This is a genomic window from Rhizobium sp. Rhizsp42, from assembly GCF_047304155.1.
Taxonomy (GTDB): domain Bacteria; phylum Pseudomonadota; class Alphaproteobacteria; order Rhizobiales; family Rhizobiaceae; genus Rhizobium.
On sequence record NZ_JBGLYS010000020.1, the window covers coordinates 1 to 16,360 of the forward strand.

The 16,360-nt window shown below is 63.0% G+C and carries 18 protein-coding genes and 1 tRNA gene; 4 read left to right on the top strand and 15 right to left on the bottom strand.

Features of this window, described 5'->3' with window-relative positions; translation table 11 throughout:
* Nucleotides 1-238 precede the first annotated feature (238 nt).
* From ACCD05_RS18840 to ACCD05_RS18870, 7 genes are all read right to left on the bottom strand, one after another.
* Complete coding sequence (locus tag ACCD05_RS18840; protein ID WP_026283550.1) at nt 239-1,120, bottom strand: 3-hydroxybutyryl-CoA dehydrogenase; 882 nt, start codon at nt 1,118-1,120, stop codon at nt 239-241.
* Nucleotides 1,121-1,307: 187 nt separating this feature from the next.
* Nucleotides 1,308-2,249 (bottom strand): electron transfer flavoprotein subunit alpha/FixB family protein, encoded by a 942-nt coding sequence (locus ACCD05_RS18845; RefSeq protein ID WP_413394583.1) that lies wholly within the window; start codon nt 2,247-2,249, stop codon nt 1,308-1,310.
* Nucleotides 2,250-2,272: 23 nt separating this feature from the next.
* Nucleotides 2,273-3,019 (bottom strand): electron transfer flavoprotein subunit beta/FixA family protein, encoded by a 747-nt coding sequence (locus ACCD05_RS18850; RefSeq protein WP_413394585.1) that lies wholly within the window; start codon nt 3,017-3,019, stop codon nt 2,273-2,275.
* Between the two features lie 173 nt (nt 3,020-3,192).
* Nucleotides 3,193-3,978 (bottom strand): rhomboid family intramembrane serine protease, encoded by a 786-nt coding sequence (locus ACCD05_RS18855; protein ID WP_413394586.1) that lies wholly within the window; start codon nt 3,976-3,978, stop codon nt 3,193-3,195.
* Nucleotides 3,979-4,015: 37 nt separating this feature from the next.
* Nucleotides 4,016-4,594 carry a cob(I)yrinic acid a,c-diamide adenosyltransferase gene (locus ACCD05_RS18860; RefSeq protein ID WP_413394588.1) on the bottom strand — a complete coding sequence of 193 codons (579 nt, stop codon included), beginning with the start codon at nt 4,592-4,594 and terminating at the stop codon, nt 4,016-4,018.
* 27 nt (nt 4,595-4,621) lie between these two features.
* On the bottom strand, nt 4,622-4,825 hold the full coding sequence (locus ACCD05_RS18865) for a twin transmembrane helix small protein (protein ID WP_018901506.1): 204 nt from the start codon (nt 4,823-4,825) through the stop codon (nt 4,622-4,624).
* 15 nt (nt 4,826-4,840) lie between these two features.
* A complete protein-coding gene (locus tag ACCD05_RS18870; RefSeq protein WP_413394590.1) occupies nt 4,841-5,674 on the bottom strand; it encodes an SDR family oxidoreductase in 834 nt (277 codons plus the stop codon).
* A 77-nt stretch (nt 5,675-5,751) separates the two neighbouring features.
* Here ACCD05_RS18870 and ACCD05_RS18875 point away from each other — a divergent pair, with 77 nt between their 5' ends.
* Nucleotides 5,752-6,684, top strand: a complete 933-nt coding sequence (locus ACCD05_RS18875) for a YihY/virulence factor BrkB family protein (RefSeq protein WP_018901508.1) — start codon at nt 5,752-5,754, stop codon at nt 6,682-6,684.
* On the opposite strand, the gene gluQRS is transcribed toward ACCD05_RS18875, so the two are convergent.
* Nucleotides 6,631-7,512 (bottom strand): tRNA glutamyl-Q(34) synthetase GluQRS, encoded by an 882-nt coding sequence (gluQRS, locus tag ACCD05_RS18880; protein WP_413394593.1) that lies wholly within the window; start codon nt 7,510-7,512, stop codon nt 6,631-6,633. The two genes, ACCD05_RS18875 and gluQRS, sit on opposite strands and share 54 nt — an antisense overlap.
* Between gluQRS and ACCD05_RS18885 the strand changes: the two genes are divergently transcribed.
* A complete protein-coding gene (locus ACCD05_RS18885; RefSeq protein WP_413394595.1) occupies nt 7,511-8,197 on the top strand; it encodes a DNA-3-methyladenine glycosylase family protein in 687 nt (228 codons plus the stop codon). The genes gluQRS and ACCD05_RS18885 overlap by 2 nt on opposite strands.
* Before the next feature lie 111 nt (nt 8,198-8,308).
* Nucleotides 8,309-8,866 (top strand): HNH endonuclease, encoded by a 558-nt coding sequence (locus tag ACCD05_RS18890; protein ID WP_018901511.1) that lies wholly within the window; start codon nt 8,309-8,311, stop codon nt 8,864-8,866.
* Between the two features lie 49 nt (nt 8,867-8,915).
* Here ACCD05_RS18890 and ACCD05_RS18895 read toward each other — a convergent pair whose 3' ends face one another.
* The 5 genes from ACCD05_RS18895 to ACCD05_RS18915 all read right to left on the bottom strand — a co-directional run bounded on the left by ACCD05_RS18895 (nt 8,916) and on the right by ACCD05_RS18915 (nt 13,703).
* The gene (locus ACCD05_RS18895; RefSeq protein WP_111565122.1) at nt 8,916-9,422 is read right to left on the bottom strand and encodes a disulfide bond formation protein B; all 507 of its coding nucleotides are present in this window, start codon (nt 9,420-9,422) and stop codon (nt 8,916-8,918) included.
* A gap of 50 nt (nt 9,423-9,472) precedes the next feature.
* Nucleotides 9,473-10,069 (bottom strand): YqaA family protein, encoded by a 597-nt coding sequence (locus tag ACCD05_RS18900; protein WP_413394597.1) that lies wholly within the window; start codon nt 10,067-10,069, stop codon nt 9,473-9,475.
* Nucleotides 10,070-10,205: 136 nt separating this feature from the next.
* The gene (locus ACCD05_RS18905; protein ID WP_413394599.1) at nt 10,206-11,948 is read right to left on the bottom strand and encodes a cation:proton antiporter; all 1,743 of its coding nucleotides are present in this window, start codon (nt 11,946-11,948) and stop codon (nt 10,206-10,208) included.
* A gap of 250 nt (nt 11,949-12,198) precedes the next feature.
* Nucleotides 12,199-12,283, bottom strand: a tRNA-Leu gene (locus tag ACCD05_RS18910).
* 121 nt (nt 12,284-12,404) lie between these two features.
* Nucleotides 12,405-13,703 (bottom strand): MFS transporter, encoded by a 1,299-nt coding sequence (locus ACCD05_RS18915; protein ID WP_413394601.1) that lies wholly within the window; start codon nt 13,701-13,703, stop codon nt 12,405-12,407.
* 128 nt (nt 13,704-13,831) lie between these two features.
* On the opposite strand from ACCD05_RS18915, the gene ACCD05_RS18920 reads away from it, so the two are divergent.
* Nucleotides 13,832-14,407 (top strand): TetR/AcrR family transcriptional regulator, encoded by a 576-nt coding sequence (locus ACCD05_RS18920; protein WP_413394603.1) that lies wholly within the window; start codon nt 13,832-13,834, stop codon nt 14,405-14,407.
* Here the strand turns inward: ACCD05_RS18920 and ACCD05_RS18925 are convergent.
* Complete coding sequence (locus tag ACCD05_RS18925; protein ID WP_413394605.1) at nt 14,404-15,198, bottom strand: methyltransferase domain-containing protein; 795 nt, start codon at nt 15,196-15,198, stop codon at nt 14,404-14,406. The genes ACCD05_RS18920 and ACCD05_RS18925 overlap by 4 nt on opposite strands.
* 77 nt (nt 15,199-15,275) lie before the next feature.
* Entirely contained in the window at nt 15,276-16,256 is a 981-nt protein-coding gene (locus ACCD05_RS18930; RefSeq protein ID WP_413394607.1) for an aldo/keto reductase, read from the bottom strand.
* Between the last annotated feature and the right edge of the window lie 104 nt (nt 16,257-16,360).

Here is a 16,360-nt window from a genome sequence, read left to right on the forward strand (position 1 = left end):
CCCGAACCGACATCGCATCATCTCCGCTCATCGCTAAGACAGAGAATCACAACGGTGAGATTTTGCAACGGCTCCCGTTGGGGAGAAGGGGCTGGGCGCGGGCGTTTTGCCCTACTTGAGCGTTTTGGCTTAAGAAGTTCGCTGAATTTTGAGGCGAGCGAGTGCCGCGAGTCTCTTCTCCCCAACGGGGAGAAGGTGCCGGCAGGCGGATGAGGGGGCTCCGGGCTCGGAGCAAACCCTACCGCGTCGGAACCGGAACCTCACCACGATAATCATAGAACCCACGGCCCGACTTGCGCCCAAGCCAGCCGGCCTCAACATATTTCACCAGCAACGGGCAGGGGCGGTACTTGCTGTCCGCCAGGCCGTCATGCAGCACCTGCATGATCGACAGGCAGGTGTCGAGGCCGATGAAGTCGGCGAGTTGCAGCGGGCCCATGGGGTGGTTGGCGCCGAGTTTCATGGCGGTGTCGATGGCATCGACGGTGCCGACGCCTTCGTAGAGCGTGTAGATCGCCTCGTTGATCATCGGCAGCAGGATGCGGTTGACGATGAAGGCCGGGAAGTCCTCGGCGACCGTGACGGTCTTTTCGAGTGAGGCCACGAATTCGCGGGCCTTCTTGAAGGTGGTCTCTTCGGTGGCGATCCCGCGTACCAGTTCCACCAGCTTCATGACAGGCACCGGGTTCATGAAGTGGATGCCCATGAAGCGCTCGGGGCGGTCGGTGGCGGACGCCAGGCGGGTGATCGAGAGAGAAGATGTGTTGGTGGCGATGATCGCTTCCGGCTTCAGGACCGGACAGACCGTGGCGTAGATCTTGCGCTTGACGCTCTCGTCCTCGGTCGCGGCCTCGATGACGAGATCGGAGGAGGCGAGGTCGTTGATGTCTGCGGAGCCCGATATCAACGAGAGCGTGCTCGAGCGCTCCTCGTCGGTCATCTTGCCGCTGGTGACATGGCGGGCGAGGTTGCCGTTGATGGTGGCGAGGCCGCGCTCGATGCGATCCTGGGTGAGATCGTAGATGTGGACCTTGTAGCCTGCGCTAGCCGAAACCTGCGCGATGCCGCAACCCATCTGGCCCGCGCCGATAATTCCGATTGTCTTGAACACCGCAGTCATCTCCACACCCCTGCTCGGCCTTCGCCCCCGCGATTGCCGTACCTATTCAACAAAACTGCCGGACGAATGATCGCCCGGCAGCAGTAGTAGCCCCTAAAAAGATAATTTTCCAGTCGCTCGCATGTGCGAAAGATGACACGCGATGATGGAAGCCCGGCGCCGCATGCGAAACCGGGCACCCAATGACTTAGAGAGCCTTCTGCAGCTCGGGCAGGGCGTCGAAGAGATCGGCGACGAGGCCGAAATCGGCGACCTGGAAGATCGGTGCTTCCTCGTCCTTGTTGATCGCGACGATGACCTTCGAATCCTTCATGCCGGCCAGATGCTGGATGGCGCCGGAGATGCCGCAGGCGATGTAGAGATCGGGTGCAACGACCTTGCCGGTCTGGCCAACCTGCCAGTCGTTCGGGGCATAGCCGGCATCGACGGCGGCGCGCGAGGCACCGACGGCAGCACCGAGCTTGTCGGCAACCGGCAGGATGACTTCCTGGAACTTCTCCGAGGAACCCAGCGCGCGGCCGCCGGAGATGATGATCTTGGCCGAGGTCAGTTCCGGACGGTCGGAGGTCGACAGCGCATCCTTGACGAAGGTCGAGAGACCCGGATCGGAAACGGCGGGGATCGCCTCGACCGAAGCCGAACCGCCCTCAGGGGCAGCGGCGAAGGACGCGGTGCGGACGGTGATGACCTTCTTGGCGTCGGTCGACTGCACCGTCTGGATGGCGTTGCCGGCATAGATCGGGCGCTTGAAGGTGTCTGCCGAGACGACTTCGATGATCTCTGAGACCTGGGCGACGTCGAGCAGGGCGGCTACGCGCGGCAGGACGTTCTTGCCGACCGAGGTGGCGGCCGAGATGATGGTGTCGTAGCTTGCTGCCAGCGAAACGATCAGGTCGGCCAGTGGCTCGGCCAGATTGTTGGCGAGCTCGTCGCTTTCGGCGAGCAGAACCTTGGAGACGCCCGACAGCTTGGCGGCGGCATCGGCCGCGGGCTTGGCGCCCTTGCCGGCGACCAGCACATGCACGTCGCCCCCCTGATCCTTGGCGATCTTGGCGGCTGCCGCGAGCGTCTTGGCGGTCTGGTCGGAAAGGGTTGCGTTGTCGTGATCAGCCAGAAGAAGAATGGCCATGGTGATATCTCCTTTCTCGAACCTTAGAGGACGCCAGCGGACTTGAGCTTTTCGACGAGCTCAGAAACCGATGCGACCTTGACGCCTGCCTTGCGGCCGGAGGGCTCCTCGGTCTTCAGCACCTTGAGCCTCAGTGCGGTGGAAACGCCGAAATCGGCGGGCGTCTTCTTGTCGAGCGGCTTCTTCTTCGCCTTCATGATGTTGGGCAGCGAAGCGTAGCGCGGCTCGTTGAGGCGCAGGTCGGTTGTGACCACGGCGGGGAGCTTGACCTCGATCGTCTGCAGGCCGCCGTCGACTTCGCGGGTCACGGTCGCCTTATTGTCGCCGATCTCGATCTTCGAGGCGAAGGTGGCCTGCGCGGTGCCGAGCAGCGCCGCCAGCATCTGGCCGGTCTGGTTCGAATCGTCATCGATCGCCTGCTTGCCGACGATGATGAGGCCCGGCTGTTCGGCGTCGGCGACGCCCTTCAGGATCTTGGCGACGGCGAGCGGCTCGACAGCATCGTCGGTCTCGACCAGAATGGCGCGGTCGGCACCCATGGCGAGCGCGGTGCGCAGCGTTTCTTCGGCCTTCGCCGGACCGATCGAGACCACGATCACTTCCTCGGCCTTGCCGGCTTCCTTCAGGCGAAGCGCCTCTTCCACCGAGATTTCGTCGAAGGGGTTCATCGACATCTTGATGTTGGCCAGTTCGACGCCCGTGCCATCCGGCTTCACGCGGATCTTCACGTTGTAATCAACCACCCGCTTTACTGGGACGAGAATCTTCATGTGGTCCTTCCTTCAACTCTTTCGCCAAGAAAATGCGCGTTTCCGCGCTGCTCCGATTGTCGAATGGCGACATGGATACGCGTTTTTCCTCCAAAGACAACGCTTCCATGACGCAGACAGGCAAATTCCATGGGGATTATATTACCTTTACGTTCACGTCAATATTTTCGGCTTCATTTGTCCCACGGCAAGCGCGGGCGCGGTGGCTGGCCGGGGACAGTGATCATGGCGGGATTGGGCGTTGGCCGGTCGCGCACGGCCTTGGGTGTCACCACCTCGCTGTCGAAGAGCGGCACCCCGCGCCGGCGCATGACGAGCACCAGCAGAGCGCCAGCGATAATGCCGCCGACATGGGCGCCCCAGGAGACGTTACCGTCAGGCTCGAGCGCCAGCATGACGAATTGCTGGCCGGTCCAGAGGATCAGCGGCACGAAGGCTGGAAGCGGCAGCGGCACGCGCATGAAGACCAGCACCCACACCTTCACGCGCGGGTGCAGCATCAGATAGGCCGCGACGACACCCGATATGGCGCCGGACGCGCCGATCAGCGGCGCCTGCGAGGTCATGCCGATCAGGCCGTGCACCAGCGCGCCCGATATGGCGCAAAGGAGATAGAAGGCGAGGAAGCGCAGATGGCCCATCGCATCCTCGACATTGTCGCCGAAGACCCAGAGGAAGAGCATGTTGGAGGCGAGGTGCCAGAAGCCGGAATGGACGAAGGCGTAGCTGATATAGGTCAGCGGCTCGGGCGTGATTGCGAGCGCCGGTTCGAGATGGGCGTAGTGGAAGGCGACGGCCGGGATATAGCCGAGGCCGACGAAGGCCGCCTGTGCTACCGATTCCGTGGCGATGACGCCGGTAAACAGCCAGACGACGATGTTGATCGCGATCAGCCCCATCGTCACCCATTGCAGCTTGATATGCTTCAGCGTGTTGGCATCGTGCAGCGGTATGAACATATGGGCCGGCGGTCCAGTTGCTTGATATCAGTCAAGCCTAGCGGTTTTTTCCGGGAACCCAAAGCACATCCGCATGACCGCGATCATTGGCATGTCGGGCGGCGACGAAGAGGAAATCGGAGAGGCGATTGACGTATTTCAGTGCGGCGGTGCTGACGATCTCTCCCTCGCTGCGCGACAGCGTCACCATCAGCCGTTCGGCACGGCGGGTGATCGTGCGCGCCAGATGCAGGTGGGCGGCGGCGGAGTGGCCGCCCGGCAGCACGAAGGATTTGAGCGGCTGCAGATCGGCGTTCAGTCTGTCGATGTCGTTTTCGATGCGCGTCACCTGGCTTTCGACGATGCGCAGCGGCTCGTATTCCGGCGGCGTGCCGGTGTCGGGCGTGGCGAGATCGGCGCCGAGATCGAAGAGATCGTTCTGGATCGACATCAGCATTGCATCGAGATCGGGCATGCCCTGCATGTGAAGCCTGGCGATGCCGATCGCCGAATTGGCCTCGTCGATGGTGCCGAAGGCCTCGACGCGCAGATCGTCCTTCAGCCGGCGCGGGCCGGCGACCAGCCCGGTCGTGCCGTCGTCGCCCGTCTTGGTGTAGATCTTGTTGAGCTTGACCATGGCTTCATCTCCTCCTCGGTGGGGTGATCAGCTGGGGCGACCGCCGCCGGTTAGCCACAGCGTCAGCATGATCAGGAGCACGGCGACGGCCTGCAACAGCACGCGCAGCTGCATCAGCTTGTTGGACAGATTGGCGTCGCCGCCCTTCATCATGTTGAACAGGCCGCGGATCAGAACGATGGCGACAAGGCCCATCACGATGATGGCGAGAACGTAGACGACAGTAGACATTGGGTTTCCTCCTCCTCAATCGAACCTGCGCAGCAGCCGGTAGAAGAGGTCCGCGGGCAAGAGCTTTTTCAAGAACATGCCCTGCTTGGCCGGCCGCGTCACTGGGTAATGTGGTCGCGGGCGCGGGGCGTTCAATGCGTGCTTCAGGACATCATAGACGGCCTCGGGGCCGAGCTTGTGGCGGTTGGCCGGGCCGGAGCCATCGAGCCTTGCCAGCTGGCGGCGGTAATCCACGGCATGCGCCGAGCCCCTGACATCGATGTGCTCGTTGATTTTCGCGAGCGAATTGGCGACGAAGCGCGAGGCGATCGGGCCGGGCTCGATGAGGCTGACGTGAATGCCGCTGCCTTCAAGCTCCATGCGGAGCGTAATGCTCAAGCCCTCGAGCGCGAATTTCGACGCGGTATAGGCGCCGCGATAGCGGTAGGGAACGACGCCCAGAATCGACGAGCACTGGACGATGCGGCCGCGGCCGCGCTTGCGCATCAGGGGAATGATCTGCCGCGTCAGCTCGTGCCAGCCGAAGAAGTTGGTCTCGAACTGCTCGCGCAGCACGTCCGTCGTCAGGTCCTCGACGGCGCCCGGCTGGCCATAAGCGCCGTTGTTGAAGAGCGCGTCGATGCGTCCGCCGCCGAGCTCCGTGACCTCGCGGACGAAATCGGCGATCGAATCGCTGCTGGTGTAATCCATGCGGAAGGCTTCGATGCCGTCGGCCTGAAGCGGCGCCAGATCGTCGAACTTTCTGACGGTCGCAAGGACGCGCCAGCCGTCGGCCTTCAACGCACGGGCACAATAAGCACCGATCCCGGACGAACATCCGGTAATGATGATAGTGCGTTGATCCGACATGGAATGATTCCTGTACAAACTAGGACTCGTTTCCCATATTCGATCGGGCGACACAATGAGGAATGCCGGGAGCCGGAATGCTGAAACTTTTTCGCATCTTGTATGATGTGCTTTACGATGCGATCTGGCATTTCCTTGAAGATGACGGCTTCGCCATGGCAAGCCATGTCGCGCTTTCCACGCTCCTCGCCGTCTTCCCCTTCCTGATTTTCGGCACCGCGCTTGCCAATTTCCTCGGCGCCGACCAGTTCTCGATGACCGCCGTGCATCTCGTCTTCGACACCTGGCCGGAGGCGATCGCCAAGCCGCTCGCCGACCAGGTGCTGCTGGTCTTGACCGTGCCGCGCGGCGGGCTGTTGACGATCTCGGTGCTGGCGGCCGCCTACTTCGCCTCCAACGGAGTCGAGGCGCTTCGCATATCCCTTAACCGCGCCTACCGCGTGCAGGAAACGCGGCCCTGGTACTTCACCCGTCTCGCCAGCCTCGGCTTCGTGATGATCGCGGTGACGATCTTCGCGGCGATCAGCATCCTGCTCGTGGCTGTGCCGCTGGCGCTCGATTATGCCCGGCAGTGGTTTCCGCTGTTTGCCGACACGCTCGACATCGTCTTCAACTGGCGTATCTACGGCACGCTGTTCGTGCTGACGGTCGGTCTTCTGGTCGTTCATCTGTGGCTTCCGGCCGGACGACGCAGGGTTTTCGATGTCGTGCCGGGCGTGCTTCTGACGCTGATCCTGTGGTTCATCGGCGCACTGATCTTCGCCTATTATCTCGCGACCTTCGCCAACTACGCCGCCACCTATGCGGGGCTGGCTTCGGTGATGATCGTGCTGATCTTTCTCTACATGATCGGGGTGATCTTCATCATAGGCGCCGAGCTCAACGCCGCACTGCTGAAATTCCGGGTGCGGGCGATCTTTTCGCACAACTTCCTGAGCGGCCAGGGCCAGAAGCCGTCAAAGCCCGACGAGGTGGCGAATATCGTGCGCCGGGACGCCTCGGGCTCGTAGCTCTGAGAGGCCGGTATCACCGCTGCTTTTCGAGAGCTTTCGGCCGGCCGCGTCGGTGACGAGGCGATGGTGGTGATAGCTGGGTGCCGGAAGATCGAGCAGCGTCTGCAGGACGCGATGCACCGAGGTCGCGTGGAAGAGATCGAGGCCGCGCACGACATGGGTGACCGCTTGCCGCGCGTCGTCGACCACCACGGAAAGATGATAGCTCGACGGCGCATCCGAGCGCGAGAGCACGACATCGCCCCAGGATGAAGGGTCGGCAGGGATCAAGCCCTGTTCGGCGTCTCCAGTCTCCTGCCAGGAGAGCGGTTCGCCGACCGTCTCCAGCGCCTTTGCCATGTCCAACCGCCAGGCGTGTTTGAGGCCCGAGGACAGCATCGTCTGCCGCTCGCATAAGGGGCGGTCGCGATCATCCGTGGGGTAAAGCGGCGAGCCATCGGGATCGCGCGGCCATGCGATACCTTTTGCCTCGGATGCCGCGACCCTGGCCTTGACCTCGCCACGGGTGAGGAAGGCGGGGTAGGCGAGGCCGCGGTCGATCAGGTCGATCAATGCCGCTTGATAGGCGTCGAAATGCTCCGATTGCCGGCGCACCGGCTCTTCCCAGTCGATGCCGAGCCATTTGAGATCGGTATAGATGTCCGCTTCGAATTCGGGTGTGCAGCGGGTGAGATCTATGTCTTCGATGCGCAGCAGGAAGCGGCCATCGGTGATGTCGGCCATGTCGCGGTTCAGGAAGGCCGAGAGCGCATGGCCGAGATGCAGCGGGCCGTTGGGGCTCGGGGCAAAACGGAAGACGGGCTTTTGACGGGGAATCGCGATCATGCTTTCTTCTGCCACGTATTTTGGAAGATCGCGAGGAAGCGTGCATATCATTCGCAACGACGGGGACGTGGCCCAGGGATTGGCCGAACTCATCATCATCGACCCGCGTCTCGTCTCGATCGCCGCCGATGCCGGTCCGCTGCCGCTGAGATTGCGGGAACCCGGCTTCGAGGGGCTGGCGCATATCATCGTGTCGCAGATGGTGTCGCGGGCGAGTGCCGAGGCGATCTGGCGGCGGATGCGGCCTGATGATGCCGTGCTGACGGCCGAGGCCTATGCCGGCCTGCACCCCGAGGCATGGCGCGAGGTCGGCCTGTCGCGGGCCAAGGCTGAGACGCTGACACGGATCGCCGAGGCCGTCGCCTCCGGCGGGCTCGACCTGCAGGCTCTGTCAGGCCTGCCGCCGGAGGAGGCGTTGGCGGCGCTCACGGCGCTGAAGGGCGTCGGGCCATGGACGGCGGAGGTCTATCTGATGTTTTGCGGCGGCCATGCCGACGTCTTTCCATCCGGCGACGTGGCGCTGCAGAATGCGGTGGCGGCGGCCTTCGGCCTGGATGTGCGGCCGGGGGCGCGACAGCTGGCAAAACTGGCAGCGGACTGGGCACCGTGGAGATCGGTGGCGGCGCGGCTTTTCTGGGCGTATTATGCAGCTAAACTGGGCCGTGGCCTGGTTCCGGTCGGCTGAACGGCAACACATACAAATGCCATTGTGTGGCTTGAATTTATTGGACTTCACAATGCCGTCACAACCGGCCTAATATAAGAGTGCAGATGCCGAATCGATCAGGAGAGTGCCTTGACGATTGCTGTTTCACCTCAGGCCCTGCCAGCGCTCGTTCTGAACGCTGACTATCGGCCGCTGAGTTATTATCCCTTGTCGCTCTGGTCCTGGCAGGACGCGATCAAGGCGGTCTTCCTTGACCGTGTGAATATCATCGCGGAATACGAACATTCGGTCTCCTCGCCGAGCTATTCGATGCGGCTTCCGAGCGTCGTTTGCCTGAAAACCTATGTGCAGCCTTCGCGCAATCCGGCTTTCACGCGCTTCAACGTGTTCCTTCGCGACAAGTTCGAGTGCCAGTATTGCGGCGATCATAACGACCTGACCTTCGATCACGTCATCCCGCGCGCCCATGGCGGCGAGACGACGTGGCAGAATGTCGTGGCGGCCTGCTCTCCCTGCAATCTCAGGAAAGGCAGCAAGCTTCCGAAGCAGGCAGGCATGTTCCCGCACCAGAAGCCCTACCAGCCGACCGTGCAGGACCTGCACAACAATGGCCGGCTCTTCCCACCGAACTATCTGCACGATAGCTGGCTCGACTATCTCTACTGGGATAGCGAACTGCAGCCCTGATCCCCAGTCCAGCCCGTTTCCGGGCAGGACTGCTTCACGCTTCGATGGATCAGGCCGACTTGCGCACGCCGATAAAGGCGAAGGCGGCGAGGATCAGGCTTGCGATCACGTTCCAGCCAGCCATGGACAGGCCAGCGACGCGAAGTGCGGCTTCCGTGCAGGAGGGACCCTTGATGGTGTTGAGTTCGGTTAGGAGATCACCGGCGTTCTGCGTCATGCTGCTGGCGCTGGTCGAGCAGGCGGTGGGGCCGGCCCAGAAGTGCCATTCGACACCGGCGTGATAGACGCCCATGCCGGCTCCGACGACCATCAGCAGTCCACCAGCGAGCAGGAAGGTGCGGCCGATCCAGTTGGGCAGGCCGAGCGCCGATGTGATGGCGCCGATGATGACCAGCGGGATGCCGTAATAATAGGGCTGGCGCTGCATGAGGCAGAGCTCGCAGGGAATATAGCCGCCGATATACTGGAAGCCGAGCGCGGAGCCGATGACCACGGCCATGCCGATCGCCAGCACGATGGAATAGATGAAGGTGGGACGGCGGACAGAGAAAGTCATGCGGGGGCTCCGGGCAAATGGCGCATGGGGATTATGGTGTTAGCGGATAATCAGTGGGCAAGCAGCTTGTAGCCGACGCCTGCCACGATCAGCACGCCGGCAACGATTGCGGTGATCTGGCCGAGGCGCTTTTCGATGAAGTGGCGGATCGGTTCGCCATAGCGACGCAGCAGCCAGGCGAGAAACAGGAAGCGCGCGCCACGGGCGATGATCGCCGAGATGATGAAGAAGCCGAGGTTCATGTGAATGACACCGGCGAGAATGGTGACGATCTTGATCGGTGGCAGATGCGCGAGACCCGAGGTCACCAGCAACAGCAGCAGGATTTCCCATTCGTCGTGGATGTAGGTTCGCATCTGCTCGAAGGCGTCGAGCTTGCCGTAGAATTCGAGCACCGGGTGGGCGATCGTGTCATAGGCGTAATAGCCGAGCGCCCAGCCGGCGATGCCGCCGAGGACGGAAGCGACGGTCGCCACCAGCGCGTAGCGATAGGCGCGTTCGGGCTTGGCAAGCGCCATCGGCAGATAGAGGACATCGGCCGGAACGAGAAAGACGGAGCTTTCGACGAAGGCGATAACGGCAAGCCAGACTTCGGCCGATTTGCGGGATGCCAGCGACATGGTCCAGTCGTACAATCTGCGAAGCATTCCGGTCCTTTCAGGTTGCGTGCATGAGCTTTATGGGCCTGATATCGGCCTGTAAATGGCTGCTGTGTCAGTCATGCGGCAGTGCGATAAAAAACTCTTCGTGATCGTGTGAGGGGATTGTGCCGTGATCGCGGGATCAGGACGCGACACCTGATGAAGGGACGCGCTTCTGGCGCATGACATTCATCTCGGTGCGCTCGCGCGCCATCTCGCTGACCATCTGGCGCAGCGCCGGATGTTTCGCGGTGAACATGTTGAAATCGCGCCGTTCCAGCACGAAGAAATGGCAGAAATCGACGGCGACCACATCGGCGTTGCGGCGTCCGCCGCTCAAAAGCGCCATCTCGCCGAAGAAGGCGCCGGGCTCCAGCCTTATCGCATCATCCGGCAGCTGCACTTCAACGGCGCCCGCCGACAGGAAATACATGCCGCCGCCGCGATCACCCTTGCGCATGACGCGCTCGCCGGGAAGCGCTGATTTCGGGCGGAACAGCAGGAGCAGCTCCTCCTGCGAGTTCTCGTCGACATTGGCGAAGAGCGGGAAGGTTTCGCTGAGCTCGCGCATTTCCAGCTGGTGCTGGTGTTCGCGCGCTTCGGTGATGGCGCGGATCTTGTCGAGCTCGTCGTTCAGCAGGTCGAAATTGGCGTGGCCATGGCGGGCGCTTTGCGGCCAGCGCCGCTGGATATAGCCATGCAGCGCTTCGGCCCCGGCGCAGACGATGGGATTGAGCGTGATCGAGATGATGGCGCTGGCGAGAATGATGTCCTGTCCGTCGGTCGGCAGCAGGCCGAGCGTGACGCCGAGGCCGGCCAGGATGAACGAGAATTCGCCGATCTGAGCCAGCCCGCCCGCAACCGTCAGGCCCATGCCGATGGGATAGCGCAGCAGCGTGACGACGACGAAGGAGATGATCCCCTTGCCGACGATGATGAGCAACAGCGCGGAGAGAACGCCGAGCGGCTGGCGCACGATGATCGACGGATCGAACAGCATGCCGACGGACACGAAGAAGAGCACCGAAAACGCATTCTGCAATGGTAGGGAATCGGCGGCGGCGCGGTGGCTGAGGCTGGACTCGCTCATGACCACGCCGGCGAAGAAGGCGCCGAGCGCGAAGGACACGCCGAAAATCTGCGCCGAGCCGAAGGCGATGCCGAGCGCCAGCGCCAGGACCGTCAGCGTGAAGAGTTCACGCGAGCCGGTGCGGGCGACGCGGATCAGCAGCCAAGGCACGACCTTGGGGCCGAGGAAGATCGCCATCGCTGCAAAGGCGCCGACCTGTAGAAGCGTCAGCGCGATGGTGAGCGGCAGCGGCATGGCGGCGCCATGCGCGCCTGATGGCGCGTGGCCGCCGAGCAGCTCGGCCAAAGCAGGCAAAAGCACCAGCGCCAGCACCATGGCCAGATCCTCGACGATCAGCCAGCCGACGGCGACGCGGCCGCTGGCGGCATTCACCAGATTTCGCTCCTCCAGCGCCTTCAGGAGCACGACCGTGCTCGCGACCGACAGGCTGAGACCGAAGACGATGCCGGCGCCGAGGCTCCAGCCCCACCACTCCGCCAGCCCGACGCCAAGTAGCGTCGCGATCAGGATCTGCGCGATCGCGCCTGGAATGGCGACGCCGCGCACGGCAAGCAGGTCACGCGCCGAGAAATGCAAACCGACGCCGAACATCAGGAGGATCACCCCGATCTCGGCCAGCTGGCTCGCAAGCCCGGTATCGGCCACGAAACCCGGCGTGATCGGCCCCATCAATATCCCGGCCAGCAGATAGCCCACCAGCGGCGGCAGCTGCAGGCGATCGGCAAGATAGCCAAGGATCGCCGCGAACCCGAAACTGACGGCAATGGTGGCAATGAGGGGGACGTCGTGATGCACGCTTATGTGTTCTCCTTTTGGGAGCCGGCACTTTGACCGATGTGCGGGGGAAATTAAACTGCTGATTTAAATTGAGCTATGTATGGGCGGGCGGAAAGCTGGAGAGAACCGTTTTTGCGCCTGCTTTTCGATAGTCGGGGCATGAGTCGGCGGCGTGGCTTTCGGGAGCGTCCGACGCAACGGGGCGATGACCGCTCTCAACTTTAGATGATAGTAAAACGCAAAGGCCGCGCGGTAACGGGAAGTCCAGTGGTGCCCCATGCCGGAGTCGAACCAGCACTTCTTTCGAAACTCGATTTTGAGTCGAGCGCGTCTACCAATTCCGCCAATGGGGCAACGGATACCGACGAGGCGGGTGTCTAGCATGCGTTTGACTGATGGCGCAAGACGGGGATGCGGGTATCGGGCTGATTTCGTGGGGCTTCCGGCCGAATGGTTTCGGCCGGAAGGGTGTCTTCAGTGGGCGGCGGAGACGGCCGGGGTGGTGAGGCCGGATTTCTTGATCGTGATCGCCAGGATGGAGGCGAGCAGGCAGAAGGCGCCGGCGATGAAGAAGGCGGGCAGATAGCTCTGCAGCTCGGTGCGCGACAGGCCCGCACCATAAGCAGCAGTGGCCGCACCCAGCTGGTGGCCGGTGAAGACCCAGCCGAAGACGATGCCGACCTTTTCCTTGCCGAAGCGCTCGGCGGCGAGCTTGACCGTCGGCGGCACGGTGGCGATCCAGTCGAGACCATAGAAGACGGCGAAGATCGACAGGCCGTAGAAGGAGAAATCGCTGAACGGCAGGAAGAGCAGGGAGAGGCCGCGTAGGCCGTAATACCAGAAGAGCAGCCAGCGATTGTCGAAGCGATCCGACAGCCAGCCAGAGCCGATCGTGCCGAAGAAATCGAAGATGCCCATGACGGCAAGCACGCTGGCGGCGGCCACCGGCAGGATGCCGAAATCGCCGCAGAGCGTGACGAAATGCGTCTGGATCAGGCCGTTGGTGCTCAAGCCGCAGATGAAGAAGGTGGCAAACAGGATCCAGAAGGTCGAGGTCTTCGAGACCTCCTTGAGGACGACGATCGGCGCGGCGAGCATGGTGAGCAGGCCGCCGGTCTGTACGGGCGGCGGGGTGATGCGGTCCTCGCCGAAGGAGGGGAGGTTGAGATCCGACGGGCGGTCGCGCATGAAGGCGAGCACGACCAGCGCCGCAAAAAGGATCATGCCGCAGACGAAGAAGACCGTGGCGCGCCAGCCGTAGCTCTCCGTCAGCTGCGCCATCAGGGGCAGGAAAACCAGCTGGCCGGTGGCCGAGCTCGCCGACAGCATGCCGACGACGAGGCCGCGATGCTTGGTGAACCAGCGGGCCGAGACGGTGGCGGCGAGCACCATGGCGGTCAAGCCCGTTCCGAGGCCGACGACGATGCCCCAGAGCAGCAGCAACTGCCAGATTTCGGTCATGAACAGCGAGCCGACAAAGCCGCTGGAGATCAGGATCATGGCGAAGACGATGACCTTGCGGACGCCAAAATAATTCATGAAGGCGGCGGAGAAAGGGCCCATCAGGCCGAAGAGCAGCAGGCGGACGGCGAGCGCCGACGAGATCTGCGAGGTCTCCCAGCCGAACTCGTCCTGCAGCGGCTTGATCAGCACGCCCGGCGCGCCCATGGCGCCTGCGGTGACCAGCATGGTGAGAAAGGTGGCCGCGACGACGACCCATCCGTAGTGGATGTTGCGCCGCGCCAGCGTGGAGGCAAGTGCAGTGGAGACCATGGGGGCTGTTCCGTTCGGGGGTTGCCGGAAGGCTAATACAAATATTTAGATGACGGCCATCATCATTGTTGATTATTGATGATGTGCGTCATATAAATTGTCAAGCGGTGTTTTTTAGGAGCCTTGCTATGCGCGTCAGCCGGGAGAAATTCGCGGAAAACCGGGAGAAGATCCTCGGTGTCGCGGGCGTGCTGTTTCGCGAGAAGGGGTTCGAATCGACAGGTGTGGCGGAGATCATGAAGGCCGCGGGGCTGACCCATGGCGGCTTCTACGGCCATTTCCAGTCGAAGGAAAATCTGGCGCTCGAAGTCAGCCGGGCGTTGATCGAGCGGGTGAAGGTCCGCTGGAACGAGATTATAACAAGCGCGCCGGACGCGCCGCTCGATGCGCTCCTCAATCATTATCTCTCGCGTTGCAGCGTCGACGATCCCGGCGGCAGCTGCGTCTTTGCCTCGCTGGTGCAGGAGGTGAGCCGCAGCCAGGGTGCCGTGCGCTCGACCTTCAATGACGGGCTGTCGGCGCTGGTCGATATGCTCTCCGAGATCGTCCCCGGCGACAGCGCGGAAGAACGCCGCGCCAAGGGGTTCATGACGCTGTCGGCGATGATGGGTGCGGTGATCCTGGCGCGCGCGGTGGAGAGCCGGGAGCTGTCCGACAATTTCCTGTTCACGACGCGCGACGCTCTTTCGCCGGCTAAGAGCTAGCCGCGACGGGCAATCAGCCCGCTGATCTCGACCGTCTCGGCGAAGCGGCCATCCGGCGATAACCTTGCAAGTGCTGCTCGCAGTTCGGCTTCGAAGGCTTCAGCCTTGTCCCCCAGCGTTTCCGGCGAGGTGACCGAGGTCGAGAAGGCGCGGCCGATGATGTCGTCCGCGGTCAGCTGGCGCTCGCTGACGATGCCGATCCGCTCAAGATGGCTAAAGGGCGACTGCAGCAGGACGGTTTCGTGGGCGATCCAATCCGGGCCCTTGCGGCGCTCGCGGTCGGCGTTGCGCTCCGGCGCGAAGGTTTCCGACAGCGCGTTGACGGCGGCGCGCCAATCGGGCGTGGAGGCTATGTGGCGGTCGCCGAAGAGCACGACGCAGCCGTCTTCAACGCTGATGGCGTCGAGTGCCTTGAGCGTCGCCGGGCGGTCCATCCAGTGGAAGGAGCGGCCCATGACCGTCATCTTCAGCGGTGCAAGCGATGGGCCAAGATCATAGGACGAGCCCTGGATGAAATCGACGGCGACACCGGCCGTGTCGGCATCGGCGCGTGCGGTCTCCAGCATCTCCGGTTCGGGATCGATGCCGGTGACCTTTGCGCCTGTCATGCGGGCGAAGGCGATGCCGAGTTGGCCGGGGCCGCAGCCGAGGTCGAGCAGGCGTTCGCCTGTTTGCAGGCCGGCGCGCTCGGCGACGCGGGCAATCAGCTCGTCCGGATAGGGGACGCGGTAGCGGGTGTAATAGGCGGCCGTCGAGCGGAAGCGGCGAGCCTCGAAGGGGATGACGGTCATGGGGATATCCTCGGGCGCGATGTCTTTGGGGATGGGGACGCGGCCTACCTGAGCGAGGCAGGCCGGTGTCCGGCACCTTATTTGAAGCCCTCGACGCGGTGCGGCACGTAGGGCTCTTCCAGCGCAGCGACATCCTCGGCGGAGAGCTTGACGGAGAGCGCGCCGACGGCGTCGTCGATATGACCGGATTTCGAGGCGCCGATGATCGGGGCGGTGACGGCGCTCTTCTGCAGGATCCAGGCGGTGGCGATCTGGGCGCGGGAGACACCGTGTTTCTTGGCGAGATCGCCGACCTTGCCGATGATCGCGCGGTCCGCGTCCTCGGCCTGCTGGTAGAGCGTCTTGCCGAATTCGTCGGTCTCGCTGCGGGCGGTCTTTTCGTCATGGTCGCGGGTCAGGCGCCCGCGCGCCAGCGGGCTCCAGGGGATGACGGCGATCTTCTGGTCCTGGCAGAAGGGCAGCATCTCGCGCTCTTCCTCGCGGTAGAGCAGGTTCAGATGGTCCTGCATGCTGACGAATGGCGTCCAGCCATTGGCCCTTGACGTATATATCATCTTGGCGAACTGCCAGGCATGCATGGACGACGCGCCGATATAGCGCGCCTTGCCCGCCTTCACGACATCATGCAACGCCTCCAGCGTCTCCTCGATCGGCGTCGTCGGGTCGAAGCGGTGGATCTGATAGAGGTCGACATAATCGGTGCCGAGGCGCTTCAGGCTGTTGTCGATCTCGTCGAAGATCGCCTTGCGCGACAGGCCGGCGCCGTTCGGTCCGGGGCGCATGCGGTTGAAGACCTTGGTGGCGAGCACGATCTCGTCGCGGCGCGAAAAATCGCGGATAGCGCGGCCGACGATTTCCTCGGACGAGCCGTCGGAATAGGTGTTGGCGGTGTCGAGGAAGTTGATGCCGGCTTCGAGCGCCTGCCTTATCAGCGCGCGGCTCGGCTCCTCGGCCTGCGTCCAGCTGTGATTGCCGCGGCCGGGCTCGCCGAAGGTCATGCAGCCCAGGCAGATCTTCGAGACTTCGAGGCCGGTGCCGCCGAATTTGACGTATTCCATGAAATCACTCCGTGATGAGAAAAGAAACCCTGGCGCTACCCCTATCTAGGGCGCTACCCGCCAGATTGGCAGCGGCGGCAGCAAACAACCATGCGTTCCCCGGG

Bases quoted from the DNA above. Each gene is read 5' to 3' on its own strand.
- ACCD05_RS18925 (WP_413394605.1), bottom strand. From the start codon at position 15,198: ATGACCGTCATCCCCTTCGAGGCTCGCCGCTTCCGCTCGACGGCCGCC.
- ACCD05_RS18900 (WP_413394597.1), bottom strand. From the start codon at position 10,069: ATGCTTCGCAGATTGTACGACTGGACCATGTCGCTGGCATCCCGCAAA.
- ACCD05_RS18930 (WP_413394607.1), bottom strand. From the start codon at position 16,256: ATGGAATACGTCAAATTCGGCGGCACCGGCCTCGAAGTCTCGAAGATC.
- ACCD05_RS18895 (WP_111565122.1), bottom strand. From the start codon at position 9,422: ATGACTTTCTCTGTCCGCCGTCCCACCTTCATCTATTCCATCGTGCTG.
- ACCD05_RS18920 (WP_413394603.1), top strand. From the start codon at position 13,832: ATGCGCGTCAGCCGGGAGAAATTCGCGGAAAACCGGGAGAAGATCCTC.
- ACCD05_RS18875 (WP_018901508.1), top strand. From the start codon at position 5,752: ATGCTGAAACTTTTTCGCATCTTGTATGATGTGCTTTACGATGCGATC.
- ACCD05_RS18870 (WP_413394590.1), bottom strand. From the start codon at position 5,674: ATGTCGGATCAACGCACTATCATCATTACCGGATGTTCGTCCGGGATC.
- ACCD05_RS18855 (WP_413394586.1), bottom strand. From the start codon at position 3,978: ATGTTCATACCGCTGCACGATGCCAACACGCTGAAGCATATCAAGCTG.
- ACCD05_RS18845 (WP_413394583.1), bottom strand. From the start codon at position 2,249: ATGGCCATTCTTCTTCTGGCTGATCACGACAACGCAACCCTTTCCGAC.
- ACCD05_RS18860 (WP_413394588.1), bottom strand. From the start codon at position 4,594: ATGGTCAAGCTCAACAAGATCTACACCAAGACGGGCGACGACGGCACG.
- ACCD05_RS18885 (WP_413394595.1), top strand. From the start codon at position 7,511: ATGCTTTCTTCTGCCACGTATTTTGGAAGATCGCGAGGAAGCGTGCAT.
- ACCD05_RS18850 (WP_413394585.1), bottom strand. From the start codon at position 3,019: ATGAAGATTCTCGTCCCAGTAAAGCGGGTGGTTGATTACAACGTGAAG.
- ACCD05_RS18840 (WP_026283550.1), bottom strand. From the start codon at position 1,120: ATGACTGCGGTGTTCAAGACAATCGGAATTATCGGCGCGGGCCAGATG.
- ACCD05_RS18915 (WP_413394601.1), bottom strand. From the start codon at position 13,703: ATGGTCTCCACTGCACTTGCCTCCACGCTGGCGCGGCGCAACATCCAC.
- gluQRS (WP_413394593.1), bottom strand. From the start codon at position 7,512: ATGATCGCGATTCCCCGTCAAAAGCCCGTCTTCCGTTTTGCCCCGAGC.
- ACCD05_RS18865 (WP_018901506.1), bottom strand. From the start codon at position 4,825: ATGTCTACTGTCGTCTACGTTCTCGCCATCATCGTGATGGGCCTTGTC.